Genomic DNA, 14,142 nt, shown 5'->3' with positions numbered 1-14,142 from the left:
TTTGCAGCTGCGGATCAATGCCTGGCATTCCCGCGTGCAGGACACCGGATCAGTGTTTCTTGAAGGCATCCTTGACTTTTTCGCCGGCCTGTTTGAGGTCCGCTTTTATCTGGTGTCCCTTGCCTTCGGCCTTTAGCCGGTCGTTGCCGGTGGCCTCACCGGCGGTTTCCTTGCCTTTGCCGTGGAGTTTCTCGGCGGCGTTGTGGATCTTGTCACCTATGCCCATCGTGGTCCTCCCTTGTCAGGCGGCCCAAGCGGCACAAGTGCCGCGGAGGCCACACTTAATTATAGGAACGGAGGTCCCCTCGGAGGTAACACCGTGCGCGGGAATTCGAACCAGCCCGTGACGCACCGACGAAGCGGTCCGAGGCAAGGCTCGTCAGGCAAAGCAAAGGCCCCTGCTTCCCTTGTAAACAAAGGGAGGCAGGGGCCTTGCCGCTTGGCGGTGACGGTGGGATTTGAACCCACGTTGGCTTTGACACCAAACAACATTTCGAGTGTTGCACCTTCGGCCGCTCGGACACGTCACCAACCTGTATAGGCTACCGGAGCGGGGTGCCCATCCACAAAACGAGCTACAGCGGCGGCTCGCCCGGGACACGGTACCCTTCCCCGTGCCCAGGCGGGGCACTAGATTCGTAAGCACGATGATCACTTCTGAACAGCAGCGCACGGCCACCGCATATTGGACCGTCGGCCCGGGAAAGGGCGAGCTACGGCGCGAGGATCTGCCGGCCCCCGGTCCCGGCGAGGCCCTCGTCCGCACCCTGTACTCGGGGATCAGCAAGGGCACGGAACTCGTGGTGCATAACGACCGCGTCCCCGAGTGCGTCGCCGAGGCCATGGCCGCCCCCAACCAAGATGGAGCATTCCCGTATCCCGTGAAGTTCGGCTACCTCACGGTGGGGATCGTCGAGGCAGGCCCGGAGAACTGGACGGGCAAGACCGTCTTCTGCCTGTACCCGCACCAGGACCGCTTCATCGTCCCGGTGGAGTCGCTGACCGTGGTCCCCGCCGGCGTTCCCGCCCGCCGCGCCGTGCTCACCGGCACCGTCGAGACCGCGGTCAACGGACTCTGGGAAGCCGGCCCCCGCCTGGGTGACCGCGTCGCCGTGATTGGCGCCGGACTCGTGGGCGGCATGGTCGCCAAGCTGCTGAGCGCCTTCCCGCTCGGACGGCTGCAGCTGATCGACGTCGACTCTGCCAAACGCGCGTTCGCCGAGACCCTCGGCGTCGACTTCAGCCACCCCGACGACGCCCTGCCGGACTGCGACATCGTGATCCACTGCTCCGCCTCGCAGGAAGGCCTCAAACGGAGCCTGCAACTGGCAGGTGACGAGGGAGACGTCATCGAAATGTCCTGGTACGCCGACCGCAACGTCACGCTGCCGCTCGGGGAGGACTTCCACGCCCGGAGGCTGTCCATCCGGGCCAGCCAGGTGGGCGTCGTGGCCCGCGCCCGCCGCCACCGCCGCACGAACGCCGACCGGCTGGAGCTCGCGGTCTCCCTGCTGCGCGACCCGGGCTTCGACGTCTTCCTCACGGGCAGCTCCACGTTCGCGGAGCTGCCCGACGCCGTGCAGCGGCTCTCCGACGGCACCCTGGATGCGCTGTGCCACGTCATCGAATACCCCGTCATTGAGGATCCCGTCAGCGAATCCCCATCAACCGAAGGCACGAGGTAACCCGTGTTCAGCCTGACTGTCCGCAGCCACTTCATGATCGCCCACAGCCTCCCGCGCGAGGCATTCGGCCCGGCGCAAGGCCTGCACGGGGCGACCTTCGTGGCCGAGGTGACCTTCCGCCGTCGCGCCCTGAACGAGGACGAGATCGTCCTGGACATCGGCGCGGCCGGGAAAGTGCTGGATTCCGTCCTCGACGGGCTGAACTACAAGAACCTCGACGAACACCCCGATTTCGCCGGAAAGCTCAGCACCACCGAAGCCCTGGCCCGGTACATCGCCGACGCCGTGGCGGCACAGATCCGCGACGGCGCTGACGGCCGTGAGCTGGCAGGCCTGGACGTCACCCTGAGGGAACACCCGGACGCCTGGGCCGGATACTCGCTCGACTTCGCCGCCAGCTAGGAGCCACAGAGTGCAGCCCCCGAGCCTTCGCATCCGCCTTGTGGTGCCCGGCAACGTGCGCCACAACTCTGGCGGTAACGTCTACAACGCCGCGCTGGCCCGGGAACTGACCGCCTTGGGCGCCGGGGTGGAGACCTGCCCGCTCGACGGCGGCTGGCCCGTCGGCAGCGCGGAAGACCGACGGCGGCTGGGCGCCTTGCTGCGCGCCCCCGCCGGCGCGGAGGACCGGATAGTCCTCGTGGACGGGCTCCTCGCAAGCGGGGCGCCGGAGGAACTGGAGTCGGCCGCCGCCGGCCGTCCCGTCTGGATCCTGCTGCACATACCGCTGCCGGACCACCCGGAACTGGAACGCCGGGCCCTGAAGGCCGCGGCCGGCGTCATCTGCACCAGCACCTCGGCCGCAGCGGGCATCCGGGCCAGGCACGGCCTGGACGGCATCCGCGTGGCGCTGCCGGGATCCGACGCCGCGGCGCTGGCGGCCGGCCCTTTGGCCGCCGGTTCGGGGCCGGCGCACCTCATCGCCGTGGCCGCCCTGCTGCCGAACAAGGACCAGTCGCTGCTGCTCGCGGCGCTCTCCCGGCTCACGGAGCTGCCCTGGACGGCCGCCCTCATCGGCTCGGACTCCGCCGACCCCGCCTACGCCGCGCGGCTCCGGGACATGGTGAAACGACTGGGGCTGCAGGGCCGCGTCGACATTCCGGGGGAGCTTCGGGGAGCCGCACTGGAGGCCGCATGGGCTGCGGCTGACCTCAGCCTGCTCATTTCCCGGGCCGAAACCTACGGACTGGTGGTCACCGAATCGCTCGCCCGCGGGATTCCCGTGGTGGTGCGCGAAGGGACGGGTGCCGTGGAAGCGCTCGCGGCCGGCACGGGGCCACGAATCGCCGGCGCGGAAGCCGCGCTGCCGGGCGCCGCCGTCGCTCTCGCCGCAGACCCTGAGCCGCTGGCGGACGTGCTGCGCCGCTGGCTCACCGAGCCCGGGCTCCGGGCGCGCTGGCGGGACGCGGCCGCGGCTGCGCGGGGGCGCCTGCCCGGCTGGGACGCCACGGCCCGGACTGTGCTGGGGATCGTGGCGGCGGACACTCTGGACAACAGGCATACGCGGGTTGATTCCGCTGCCGGACAAGCTGTTGGAGAATGAGCCCATGACTACCGAGCCCATGACGACTGAAGCGCCGGCCGCGCAGACCCTCACTCCGGAGCGGCTCCGCGCCTGGGCCTGGCACAAACAGGGCCTGGACGGCTCGCTGGCCGGCTGCACCGCGGAGCAGGTTTTCGCCCGGGCCGGCTGGGCGCGGTCGGTGGGCGGCGCCAACCCCTACCTCACGCTCTTTGCCCGCGCCGGCATCCGCCGCGAACAGGTGGACGCCGACGTCGTCGCCCACCGGATCCTCGAACTCCCCACGGCCCGTGGTTGCACCTACGTCCTGGGCCGCGACGACTTCGCCTGGGCGCTCCAGCTGGGCAAGGATGCCGCCGAGGCTTTTCGAGTGCTCGGCAGGCTCGGGGTGGACCGCGGCGAAATCACCCTCCTTGAAGAGCAGGTGCTGCACACGCTCGCCGAGGCGTCCGGGCCGATGGATCCGCGGCAGCTCAAGGAGGAGTTGGGCGATTCCGTGCGCAACCTCGGCGAAGAAGGCAAGAAAAAGGGAGCCACCACCACGCTGCCCACCGCCCTCGGAATACTGCAGTCGCAGGGCAGGATCCGGCGCGTCCCGGTCCACGGACGCCTTGATCAGCAGCGCTACGCCTACGAGCTCTGGGATCTCCCGCCCAGCACGCTGGACGACGACGCCGCCCGCACCGAACTGATCCGCCGCTACCTGGGCTGGACCGGCGGCGCCACCCTCAAGCAGTCCCAGTGGTTCACAGGGTTCACCGTGGCGCCGAGCAAGGCGGCGCTGGCCGCCGTCGACGCCGTCGAGGTGACCACCGCCGCCGGTGACATGCTGTGGATGCTGCCCGACGACGTCGAACGTCTCGCCGCCTTCGAGGAACCCGCAGCGGAGCAGATCCAGCTGCTTGCCGGAACGGATTCACTGGCGCTCCTGCGCCGCAATGCCGCGGAACTCCTGGCCGGGGACAGCCCTGACATCGCCAAAACCGTGCTGGCCCCGCTGGCGCTGCAGGCCGACCTCCCGGACCATCCCATCCTGGACCGGGGCCGGATCATCGGACTCTGGCAGTACGATCCCGGCAAGGAGCGGATCGTGCCGTGGGTTTTCCAAGGCCCCACACCCGCGGTGACCCGGCGGATCGCCGAGGTGGAGGCCTGGATCCGGGAGGACCTCGGCGACTTCCGTGCCTTCAGCCTTGATTCACCGGCCACCCGGCAGAAGCGGATCGACGCCCTGGCCGCGTCCGCCGCCGCGACCGCGGCAAACTAGGGTGCCGAAGTGAGACTTTGGGCCGATCGTCGGACGGAACACGGGCGCGAAGTCTCACCTCGGCGGGACCGAAACAGCTCAGCCGCGGTGTCCGGCGAAAAAGTCGCGCAGCAACGCGGCGCACTCCTGCTCCCGGACCCCCGCATACACTTCCACCCAGTGGTTGAGCCGGCGCTCCCGGAGGATGTCGAACACGGAGCCGGCGGCGCCCGCCTTCTCGTCCCAGGCGCCGAACACCACCCGCGGAATCCTGGCCAGCACAATTGCGCCGGCGCACATGGCACACGGCTCGAGCGTCACCACCAGGGTGCAGTCCTCCAGTCGCCAGCCGTCGCCGGGTTCGCCGTCCTGCACCCGCAGCTCCTGCAGCCGTGCGGCGGCTTCGCGGATGGCCACCATCTCGGCATGCGCCGTGGGATCCCCGAGCGCCTCGCGTTCATTGCGTCCGGCGCCGAGCACCTTGCCGTCGGGCCCGATCACGACGGCGCCGATCGGCACGTCCGCCGTGGCCAGCGCCCGGCGGGCCTCTTCGATGGCAAGTCCCATCCAATGGGCATGGCGGGGCTCCGGGGCAGTCATGGGTCAATGATAGTTTCGACGGTACGCAAGCTGTGCAGCACAGAGGAGCCGGGAGACAGCCGTGAAGACCTGGACTGACCACTTGACTGACAGGTGGGGCCGTTGGGTGGTTCCCTACGCGGCACTGTGGATCACGCTGCTGGTCGGCGGCATGATTGTCGTGGCGCTGGCCCTGCTGGGCGCTGAAGTGTATGACAACGTGGTGGACGACATCGGACTGGCGAGCCTTGACAAGCCCACCCTGGCCTTCGCCGAGCAGCTGCGGAGCCCGGCCCTGGATTCCGCCGTGACAGCGTTCACCAACATCGGCGGCGGAATCGGCATGCCTATACTGGCCGCCATCCTGACTGCGTGGCTGACCTTTATCACCCGCACCTGGCGGCCCCTGATGCTGGTCGGCGGCGCCGCCGCTGTCTCCGTGACGGCCACCGCCGTGGGCAAGCACCTTGTCGGCCGCACCCGCCCGGACCATGCGGATGCCGTCCCGCCCTATGAGAACTCGCAGTCCTTCCCCAGCGGGCACACTCTCAACTCCACCGTGGTTATCGGCGTGGTGGTGTATCTCGCGTGCCTGCAGGTGAAACGGGCGATTGTCCGCGTGGGCCTGATCACCGCGGGTGTGATCTTCGTCGTCGCCATGGGCCTGAGCCGGGTCTACCTGGGCCATCACTGGATGACCGACGTCATTGCCGCCTGGCTACTGGGCCTTGCGTGGCTGGGGATCGTGATCCTTGCCCACAGGCTCTTCCACGTGCTGCGGCACCGCGAACATGCGGGCCCCGCGCCCACGTTCGACCACCCCCTGCGGAGCTCCCCGGGCGCAGCGGACGAGTAGGCGGACGAGCAGGCGTTCGACGCCGCTGCCTCCCACCGCGAACCTTGCCGCCCGGGAGGGTCCTCAACGTCCGAGTGGTAGTTTTGACCCATGCGCACTCTCGTTGTGGACCACCCGCTGGTCGCCCATAAGCTCACCGTTCTGCGGGACAAAAACACCCCGTCCCCGGTCTTCCGCCAGCTCACCGAGGAGCTCGTGACGCTCCTGGCGTATGAGGCAACCCGCGAAGTCCGCACCGAGCCCGTGACCATCGAGACGCCGGTCAGCACCACCATCGGCACCGCCTTCACCAAGCCCACCCCCTTGGTGGTTCCGATCCTCCGGGCCGGGCTCGGCATGCTCGAGGGCATGACCAAGCTGGTCCCCACTGCCGAGGTCGGGTTCCTGGGCATGGCCCGTGACGAAGAGACCCTGGACATCATCACCTACGCCGAGCGCCTCCCCGAGAACCTTACTGACCGCCAGATCTTTGTCCTGGACCCCATGCTGGCCACCGGCGGCACGCTGCGCGAAGCTATCAAGTTCCTCTTCAAGCGCGGCGCCTCCGACGTCACCTGCATCTGCCTGCTGGCCGCCCCCGAGGGCCTGGCCAGGCTGGAAGAGGAGCTTGCGGACGCCAACGTAACCATCGTCCTGGCCTCCATTGACGAGAAACTGAACGAGAAGTCCTACATCGTGCCCGGTCTGGGCGACGCCGGGGACCGCCTCTACGGCGTGGCCGGCTAGAACGCACGCCGGGCCGGCTGCGCGCGCCCGGAGCCGACCGGCACCTAGCGGGTACCCCTTCCGGATTTTCCCGACCCCGGCTAGCCTGTGCCCCATGGACTGGAAACTTGAACTTGTGTTTGTCCCTGTGTCCGATGTGGACCGCGCCAAAGACTTCTACGTCAACAAGGTCGGCTTCAACGCCGACTACGACGAGCGGCCCAGCGAGTCCATCCGCTTCGTCCAGCTGACCCCGCCGGGCTCGGGCTGCTCGATCGCCTTCGGCGAGGGTCTCAACGATGCCCCTCCAGGCACCGCACCCAGCCTCCAATTGGTGGTAAGCGACATCCAGGCCGCGCACGCGCAGCTGAAGGAGAACGGGGTGGACGTCAGCGACGTCGACGTCCAGGAGTGGGGCCACTTCGTCTATTTTGCCGATCCTGACGGCAACAAGTGGGCTGTGCAGTACATCCCCAACGGACCCAACGGCTAGGTCGCGTGCCACAAGAGTTGCACCTTCGCCCAACAGCGTGAGGCAGGATGGAGTGATGAGCCCTCCTGCCGATCGAAGCGCCACAACCTTGACTGCCCGCGCGGTCCTGTTCGACATGGACGGCACGCTGGTGGATTCCACACGCATCGTGGAGCAGGTATGGACCATGTTTGCCGGGCGCTATGGCCTGGATATCGAAGAGATTCTGCGATCCTCCCATGGGGTCCAGGCAATCGACACTGCCCGCCGTTTCGCCCCGGCCGGTTCCGACATCCAAGCCCTCACGGCCGAACTCGGACGGATGGAACTGGCCGAGACCCGGGGCATTATTCCCGTGGCGGGCGCAGTGGAACTGCTGGCCAGCCTCCCGGCGGACGCCGTTGCGCTTGTGACGTCCGCTTCCCGCGACCTGGCCGAGGTCCGGATGGCAGCCGCGGGCATCGCCGTCCCAGCAGCCTCGGTCACGTCCGAGGACGTAACCTGGGGCAAACCACACCCGGAGGGGTACCTCCGGGCGGCTGCGCTGCTGGGTGTTGCCCCGGCTGACGCGGTGGTCTTCGAGGACGCCCCGGCAGGCATCGCCGCAGGACTCGCCGCCGGTATTCGCACGGTCGCCGTCGGGCCCAACACCGGCGAACTGCCGGATGGTGTCCTCCGCATCCCGGACTACTCCGGGATTTCGGTGACCACGGACGTTGACGGCGCCGGCCGGAGAACGCTTTCGTTCAGCTTCTAGCGTCCGCTCTTCGGCCTGGCGATCGCGGACCGGCGGGCATCCCGATTCAAGCAGATGCCAGCCGGTACAGGGTGGCGCCGCCCACGGCCTGTGCGGCGAAATTGGCCTGAACCCAGGCGGCAATGCGCGCGGCATCATCGGAGCCGCTTTCGCCCAGCATGGTGCGCCCTGCGATGAAGTAGTGGATCTTCCCCTCGGCGACGAGCTGCTGGAACTGCGCCAGCGTCGGTGACGGATCCGTGCCGTTGAACCCGCCCACGGCCATGACCGGGAGTTCCGTCGCCAGCTGGTACCCGGCCGCGTTGTTGGATCCGACGACGGCGGCCGCCCAGGTGAAGTTCCCCGCACCGTTTTTCAGTGCGGTCACCAGGGCCGCCGACGGCGTGCTGGCGCCGAGCAGTCCGCCAATGGCCGGCTGGTTACCTGCCCCGCCCGCACCCGGGCCACGGGCAACGCCCGTGGCGGTGCCGTTGACATTGCCCTGCCCGCCCAGGGCGGCGGCGACGGCGACTGCCGCCGTCGTCCGGGTCAGGATTCCGGGCGCGGTGAGCCGGGGGACGACGGCGGCGGCCAGCACCAGGGTACCGGCAGCGAGGGCCGCCAGGAGCACCATCCAGCGCAGCCAGGGGCAAGAGAATGCACACGGTTGGGCCAAGCCCAAAAGGCCTCCCAAAAATTCATGAACATAGACTCTGCGGTCCCTTGAAAATATCCTCCGAAACCAGAAGCGGCCATGCCTTTTCAGGGCACAGCCGCTCCTTTGTTTTGCAAAGGACATCCCGTGGAGCCGAGGCTAGACCTCAGGGACTAGACCCCCGGCGCCCGCTGATCATGCGGAAGACGAAGACGACGATCGCCACAAGGAGCAGTATCGGTGCAACCCAGAGGATGAACTCCAGCGCCTTTACAGTGGCGCCACAGAGAAACCCCGCCAGCCGAAGCTGACGGGGCCTTCATCTTCTCAACCTGTTGTAATTCGGGCTAAGTGCCGAGGTTCGTGAAGCTGTCGTCGAATGCGGAAGTCAATATGCACCTGCATCCAATGTGGAAGGGCGGCGCGACCTTTGTCGGGTTCATACATTCCGGACAATCATCCGTACGGAGGACCTCGGCAGGCGAGCTACCCTGCGCCGCGTACCACCTAGCAGTGGCAAGCGAAAAGCTTAGCCAGTGGGTTATCAGGGTTGCATACTCGACAAGCAACAACCGAGGCCGCCGCCAGGCGCCAGGACATCCTAGATTACAACACCGATGACTGTGTGTCCACGCTGCGGCTGCGCGACTGGCTGCTGGAACTGGGGGAGAGGTTCTCCGCCTGCGGCCGCCCCGTCCCCAACAGCGAGGATGACCGGGATGCCATAACCGTTCCGGACAGCGTGCCGGCTGGAATCACCGCCTGGCTCGAAGCGGCCCGGACGGCCGGGGACCTGGATGAGGACGCCGTGGCGGTGGCCATGATCGCCGCCGGCGTGGACTTCCACCGCCGCGAAAAGAAGGCAGGCGCCTGGGAGCACTTCCGCCGCCTGGCAGCCCCGGTCGCGGAATGGAAGGACTCCCGGGGCGTCTTCACCGTCGACCGGGCATCCGTGGACGAGGACTGGTCCACCACGCCCAAGGGCAAGCTGGAGCGCCGTGTGCAGCTGACCGGCACCCTGGCGCCGGGCACCGGGAAGGTGCTCGGTGCCAAGGTCACTGAACTATACGGGGCCCCGTTCCCCGCGTGGGCGTTCATCCCCAAGGGCATCTCCCGGGTGGTCCGCCGCGGCACGACAGAAATCACCGATGTGCAGAGCTCCGGCAGCGGGACCGTCGTCCGGATCCGGGAAGTGCTGCACCCGGACGATGCCCCGTTCCATGAACTGCCCATGGCGCTCGTGGTCGAGGACAATATCAACAGCGACAGCCTGAGCAGATCACCGCTCGCCCTGGCCCGGAACACTGAGGCCATGCTGCCCAGGCTGCCGGCCCATCCGGGCGTGGAAATCCTGCGCAGGCGGCCGCCGCGGCTGAAAACCCTGGCCGCCCTGCCGCCGGCCGGAGAGGACTTCATCGGACCCATCACCGGTGCCCTGCTGGACCTGGACTGCTCATACCTGGCCGTGCAGGGACCCCCGGGCACCGGCAAGACCTACAACGGATCCCGCGTCATCGCCCGGCTCGCCCAGGAGTACGGCTGGAAGATCGGGGTCGTTGCCCATTCCCACGCCGCCGTCGAAGGAGTGCTGGAGGAAGTCCTTGCCGCCGGCGTGCCGGCCGCGATCATCGGCAAGGCCAGGAAAAACGGCTCGGAAAAAGTTTTCCCCTGGCGCGAGCTGAAAACCCCGAAGCTTCACCGGGAGATGATGGCCGCTGCCGGCGGAGCGGTCATCGGCGGAACCGTCTGGAAGTTCGCCGACCCGAAGAACTTCGGGCCGCACGAGCTGGATCTGATCGTCGTGGAGGAGGCCGGACAGTTCTCCCTGGCCAACACCCTGGTCGCGGCCGGAGCGGCCCAACGCATCCTGCTGCTCGGTGACCCGCAGCAGCTGCCCCAGGTCACCCAGGGCACCCACCCCCAACCGGTGGACACCTCCGCGCTCGGCTGGCTCAGCAGCGGGGCGGCGGTGCTGCCGGCGGAACTGGGCTACTTCCTGAACATGTCCCGGCGCCTGCACAAGGCCCTGTGCGAACCCGTCTCCACCCTGGCCTACGACGGCAGGCTGCACTCGGCGCCGGAAGCGGATGCACGCGAAATCCCCGGTGTCGCGGCGGGCCTGGAGACCATTACCGTGGAGCACGCCGGCAATTCGGTCGAATCCCCGGAGGAAGCCGCGGAAGTGCTCCGCCAGGTCAGGTTCCACCTGGGCCTGGATTGGCAGGACGGAACCGGTGACCGCAAGCTGGGCCAGAACGACCTCCTCGTCGTCGCCCCCTACAACGCGCAGGTCCAGCTCATCCAATCGACCCTGGCCGCGGCCGGGCTCGAGCAGGTGAGGGTCGGCACGGTGGATAACTTCCAGGGACGCGAAGCCCCGGTTGTCATCGTTTCCATGACCGTCTCATCCCCGGCCGACGTGCCCCGCGGCATGGACTTCGTGCTGCAGCGCAACCGGGTGAACGTGTCCGTATCCCGCGGCCAGTACCGGGCCGTGCTCATCCGTTCGGCCGAACTGACCAACTACATGCCGGCCAGGCCCGAACAGCTGGAGGAACTCGGCGCGTTCATCACCCTGTGCAGCGGATAGGAGCCGGCAGCAAACCAAAGAAGGGAAGAAACCCGAAGGGTCGTTCACCGTGACTAATCTGAACCGATCCCTTTCCACTGGACGCCTCCCGGAGCGCGCCTCCGCTGATCAGTGGGTCCGGAAATGCGCAAGATTATTCGGCAGGAGCGGCGGTGGGCGTTGATCGGCGTCCATATCGCCGACCACCTCGCCTCGGCTGCCTGTTGACTCAACCCAAGGCCGCGCGGGATCTTGGGCTGGGAGAGCCCGAGATCCGTCGAGGTCGGCGTCTGGCAGGGGTAATATCAGGCACTCGTCGTGGTCCAGCCCTCAAAGGAGTCGGCCTTCCCGCGCGCCACATCCTTGTCGTAGCTGGCTTGCATCGAATTCGCGAGTTTGAGGCATGCGCTTGGACTCTTGAGGAGCGAATGATGGCTGAGGAACACCGTTGGGCGAGCAACCAGATTACCTACGTCCGGGGGCTGATTGCCGAGTTCAAAACTTTGGCTGAGTTGACCCTGGCAAACTGAACAAGCATTTACTGAACTTCTTCCACGGTGTTCCCGTCAGGTTGAGACCCATGGGCGCCCTGAGGGCGGACTTCGCCAACTCCGTCAAAGGTGCGCTCTCCGGCCACCTCGAACTCAAAGCGCCCGGTGTGTCTCTCGACCTGGAGACATACGGAAAAAAATACGCACAACTCAACCTGACATGCGTTGAGGCCCTGTGGCTTGCCGCTCATGAAGGAGACGGAGTGTGAAATAGGGTGGAGGGTAATGGCTGAAGTTGTTTGGGGAAGGCGGCAGCATGAACCACAACCAAAGGACCCCCTTGGCCCGCAAAATCCGTGTCCAGCTGATCGATGATCTTTCGGGCGAAAACGCCGAAGAAACTGTCCGATTTTCCGTCGACGGCGCCGACTACGAAATTGATCTCACCGCGGATAACGCCGCCGAGCTTCGTGCAGCACTAGCGAAATACATCGCCAACGGCCGTCGTCTCCGCGGCCCCTCCGCGAGCCGGGCCGGCACGACTGCTCCGATGAGTCGGGAAGAGACCCGGAGGATCCGGGACTGGGCCACCAGAAATGGATACAACCCCAGCACTCGGGGACGAATCCGCCAGGACATTCAACAGGCTTACGCCGCCGCCCACGCCTAGCAAGATACCCGGGCCAGCCTCAGATCCCATGCCGAGCCGGGCTTAGGTATCCGCTGAGCTGGCCCTTCCCAGAGGGGCCTATCTGTGAGCAGGAACAAGAGCGCCCCGATGCTATTGCGGGATGCATCGGGGCGCGAATCGAAATCATATTCTGAGGAATTTTTCAAGTCAAACCGCTGACTGCGGAGAGCATCGCCGCAGTCGGGGCCCCGTCACGGCCGGCCCACCACTGCACATCTTCTAGACGGACCCTCTTCGAGTTAAGACATGCCTGTCCTGATCGGGGATGTCTAGGAATGGACCGCTTTCAGGCAAAATGTCAGATTCGATGCAATGCCACCTACAGATATGAGAACGCCGGAAATGACCATCCCAGAGGAAATCGACACACCGGAGATCATGATCGACCGGGACGTGCTCAAGCGGAATATCGATCGTATGGCTAGTGCCGTACGGGCCAAAGGCCTGCAACTTCGGCCTCACGTCAAGACACACAAAGTGCCCGAAATAGCTGAACTGCAACTGGCTGCCGGAGCCGTCGGTTTGACTGTGGCAACCCTGGGAGAGGCCGAAATCTTTGCAGAGCACGGAGCCAAAGACATCTTCATCGCTTATCCCCTCTGGGTCGGTCCTCGGCAGGCTGAACGGCTGCGCCGGCTTGCGGAGACAACCCGGATCGCCGTGGGTGTGGACTCCCGGGAAGCAGCCGAAACCATGGCCGCATCCCTAGGCGATGCAGTCGGTGAGGTTGAAGTTCTGCTGGAGATCGATAGCGGTCATCACCGCAGCGGAATAGCACCGGACGCCACTGTCGACGTGGCCCGTGCCGTGTCACGGGCAGGTCTGCGCGTGACGGGCGTCTTCACATTCCCAGGACACAGTTACGCCCCCGGCATGCCCCTAAAGGCTGCGGACGATGAACGGCTGGCCCTCAGCCAGGCTTCCGACCTGCTCAGTGCAGCAGGATTCCACCTCGCCCATCGCAGCGGAGGGTCCACACCTACCGCCGCCCTCACCGGCCAGTCAGTAGCCACAGAAATCCGTCCCGGCGTGTACGTATTCGGAGATGCCCAGCAACTGGAATTGGAACGATGCACGGCCGAAGACATCGCTTTGACCATCGCGGCAACAGTCGTCAGCCGTCATGAGGGCAACGACGTCATACCGCGAAGGGTCATCCTGGACTCAGGCAGCAAGATCCTTGGTGGGGACCGGCCCAGCTGGACGACAGGTTTTGGGCGACTGCTTGACCACCCGGAAGCGCGAATCACCGGACTGTCAGAACACCACGCCACCGTCGTATGGCCTGCTGAGGCCACGCTGCCAGCACTCGGGGATCGACTGCGTGTGGTCCCCAATCACGTGTGCGTGGCAATCAACCTCGTCGATGAAGTCACTGTGATCAGCGGCGGCGAAATCGTGGACCGCTGGCGCGTAGCCGCACGCGGAAGAAACAGATAACAGCAACAAGAAAGGCATTCCATGACACAGGCCCCAATCACCACATCCAAAGCCGAGACCCGCCTCCACCACCTTGGGCTGCGCCTCCCAGAAGTGGCGGCCCCCGCAGTCATCAACGGCGCATCAGAACTTCTCTCGGAAATCTTCGAAGACTCCATCGGCACCCATGCCCGCTCGGCTGTCGGCGTTGCAGCACTTCCCCTGGGTACATCCGTAGAAGTGGAAATCACCGCCAGGTTTGCATAGTCGTCTCGAACGCGAGTCGACAACTGGGCCCAGCCGGCAACAGGAACAAGCCTACGGAAGTCATTGTGTCCAAGCGGAAGATTCTGATGAGAAGGGCCGGCCCCGCACCCGCGGAGCACTCAGCTATCGGCCACGATTTCCAGTACACGTACGTCGTTCTGCAGAAGGGCGGCGCCCCATGAGCTGTGCTGCGCCGGTCAACAGCCGCAACCACCGCCAGCGATCCTAAACCGCCAAACCAAGATGCCA

At 66.3% G+C, this 14,142-nt stretch carries 14 protein-coding genes, 1 tRNA gene and 1 pseudogene; 12 read left to right on the top strand and 4 right to left on the bottom strand.

The genetic code is table 11. The features are described from left to right. Positions 1-49 precede the first annotated feature (49 nt). Together ACQCSY_RS06225 and ACQCSY_RS06220 are read right to left on the bottom strand one after the other, a co-directional pair. Entirely contained in the window at positions 50-226 is a 177-nt protein-coding gene (locus ACQCSY_RS06225; RefSeq protein WP_427134082.1) for a CsbD family protein, read from the bottom strand. A gap of 214 nt (positions 227-440) precedes the next feature. Continuing rightward, a tRNA-Ser gene (locus ACQCSY_RS06220) sits at positions 441-530 on the bottom strand. A gap of 117 nt (positions 531-647) precedes the next feature. Between ACQCSY_RS06220 and ACQCSY_RS06215 the strand changes: the two genes are divergently transcribed. Genes ACQCSY_RS06215 through ACQCSY_RS06200 form a run of 4 tightly spaced genes read left to right on the top strand, consistent with a single transcriptional unit; the run spans position 648 to position 4,474 of the window. Then, on the top strand, positions 648-1,685 hold the full coding sequence (locus tag ACQCSY_RS06215) for a dehydrogenase (protein WP_427134080.1): 1,038 nt from the start codon (positions 648-650) through the stop codon (positions 1,683-1,685). A 3-nt stretch (positions 1,686-1,688) separates the two neighbouring features. Beyond that, positions 1,689-2,087 (top strand): 6-pyruvoyl trahydropterin synthase family protein, encoded by a 399-nt coding sequence (locus tag ACQCSY_RS06210; protein ID WP_427134078.1) that lies wholly within the window; start codon positions 1,689-1,691, stop codon positions 2,085-2,087. Positions 2,088-2,097: 10 nt separating this feature from the next. Next, the gene (locus ACQCSY_RS06205; RefSeq protein ID WP_427134076.1) at positions 2,098-3,228 is read left to right on the top strand and encodes a glycosyltransferase; all 1,131 of its coding nucleotides are present in this window, start codon (positions 2,098-2,100) and stop codon (positions 3,226-3,228) included. A gap of 4 nt (positions 3,229-3,232) precedes the next feature. Continuing rightward, positions 3,233-4,474 (top strand): DNA glycosylase AlkZ-like family protein, encoded by a 1,242-nt coding sequence (locus ACQCSY_RS06200; RefSeq protein WP_427134074.1) that lies wholly within the window; start codon positions 3,233-3,235, stop codon positions 4,472-4,474. A gap of 78 nt (positions 4,475-4,552) precedes the next feature. Here ACQCSY_RS06200 and ACQCSY_RS06195 read toward each other — a convergent pair whose 3' ends face one another. Further along, positions 4,553-5,053: a nucleoside deaminase gene (locus tag ACQCSY_RS06195; protein WP_427134072.1), complete on the bottom strand. Its 501-nt coding sequence runs from the start codon at positions 5,051-5,053 to the stop codon at positions 4,553-4,555. Between the two features lie 151 nt (positions 5,054-5,204). Here ACQCSY_RS06195 and ACQCSY_RS06190 point away from each other — a divergent pair, with 151 nt between their 5' ends. From ACQCSY_RS06190 to ACQCSY_RS06175, 4 genes are all read left to right on the top strand, one after another. Beyond that, entirely contained in the window at positions 5,205-5,888 is a 684-nt protein-coding gene (locus tag ACQCSY_RS06190) for a phosphatase PAP2 family protein (protein WP_427135705.1), read from the top strand. A 90-nt stretch (positions 5,889-5,978) separates the two neighbouring features. Next, positions 5,979-6,614, top strand: coding sequence for a uracil phosphoribosyltransferase (gene upp / locus ACQCSY_RS06185; protein ID WP_427134070.1), 636 nt, complete (start codon positions 5,979-5,981; stop codon positions 6,612-6,614). Positions 6,615-6,708: 94 nt separating this feature from the next. Continuing rightward, positions 6,709-7,086 carry a glyoxalase superfamily protein gene (locus ACQCSY_RS06180; protein WP_427134068.1) on the top strand — a complete coding sequence of 126 codons (378 nt, stop codon included), beginning with the start codon at positions 6,709-6,711 and terminating at the stop codon, positions 7,084-7,086. 55 nt (positions 7,087-7,141) lie between these two features. Further along, on the top strand, positions 7,142-7,822 hold the full coding sequence (locus ACQCSY_RS06175; RefSeq protein WP_427134066.1) for an HAD-IA family hydrolase: 681 nt from the start codon (positions 7,142-7,144) through the stop codon (positions 7,820-7,822). A 46-nt stretch (positions 7,823-7,868) separates the two neighbouring features. Here ACQCSY_RS06175 and ACQCSY_RS06170 read toward each other — a convergent pair whose 3' ends face one another. Next, positions 7,869-8,435: a hypothetical protein gene (locus tag ACQCSY_RS06170; protein ID WP_427134064.1), complete on the bottom strand. Its 567-nt coding sequence runs from the start codon at positions 8,433-8,435 to the stop codon at positions 7,869-7,871. Between the two features lie 571 nt (positions 8,436-9,006). On the opposite strand from ACQCSY_RS06170, the gene ACQCSY_RS06165 reads away from it, so the two are divergent. The 4 genes and pseudogenes from ACQCSY_RS06165 to ACQCSY_RS06150 all read left to right on the top strand — a co-directional run. Then, complete coding sequence (locus tag ACQCSY_RS06165; protein WP_427134062.1) at positions 9,007-11,046, top strand: DEAD/DEAH box helicase; 2,040 nt, start codon at positions 9,007-9,009, stop codon at positions 11,044-11,046. Between the two features lie 786 nt (positions 11,047-11,832). After that, complete coding sequence (locus ACQCSY_RS06160; protein WP_427134060.1) at positions 11,833-12,186, top strand: histone-like nucleoid-structuring protein Lsr2; 354 nt, start codon at positions 11,833-11,835, stop codon at positions 12,184-12,186. Positions 12,187-12,549: 363 nt separating this feature from the next. Next, a complete protein-coding gene (locus tag ACQCSY_RS06155) occupies positions 12,550-13,647 on the top strand; it encodes a D-TA family PLP-dependent enzyme (RefSeq protein ID WP_427134058.1) in 1,098 nt (365 codons plus the stop codon). A 102-nt stretch (positions 13,648-13,749) separates the two neighbouring features. Continuing rightward, positions 13,750-13,893 (top strand): annotated as a pseudogene (locus tag ACQCSY_RS06150) (RidA family protein); the annotation flags it as partial. Positions 13,894-14,142: the final 249 nt, after the last annotated feature.

This window comes from Pseudarthrobacter sp. S9 (assembly GCF_050156545.1).
GTDB lineage: Bacteria > Actinomycetota > Actinomycetes > Actinomycetales > Micrococcaceae > Arthrobacter.
This window is presented reverse-complemented; position numbering and strand designations above follow the sequence as displayed.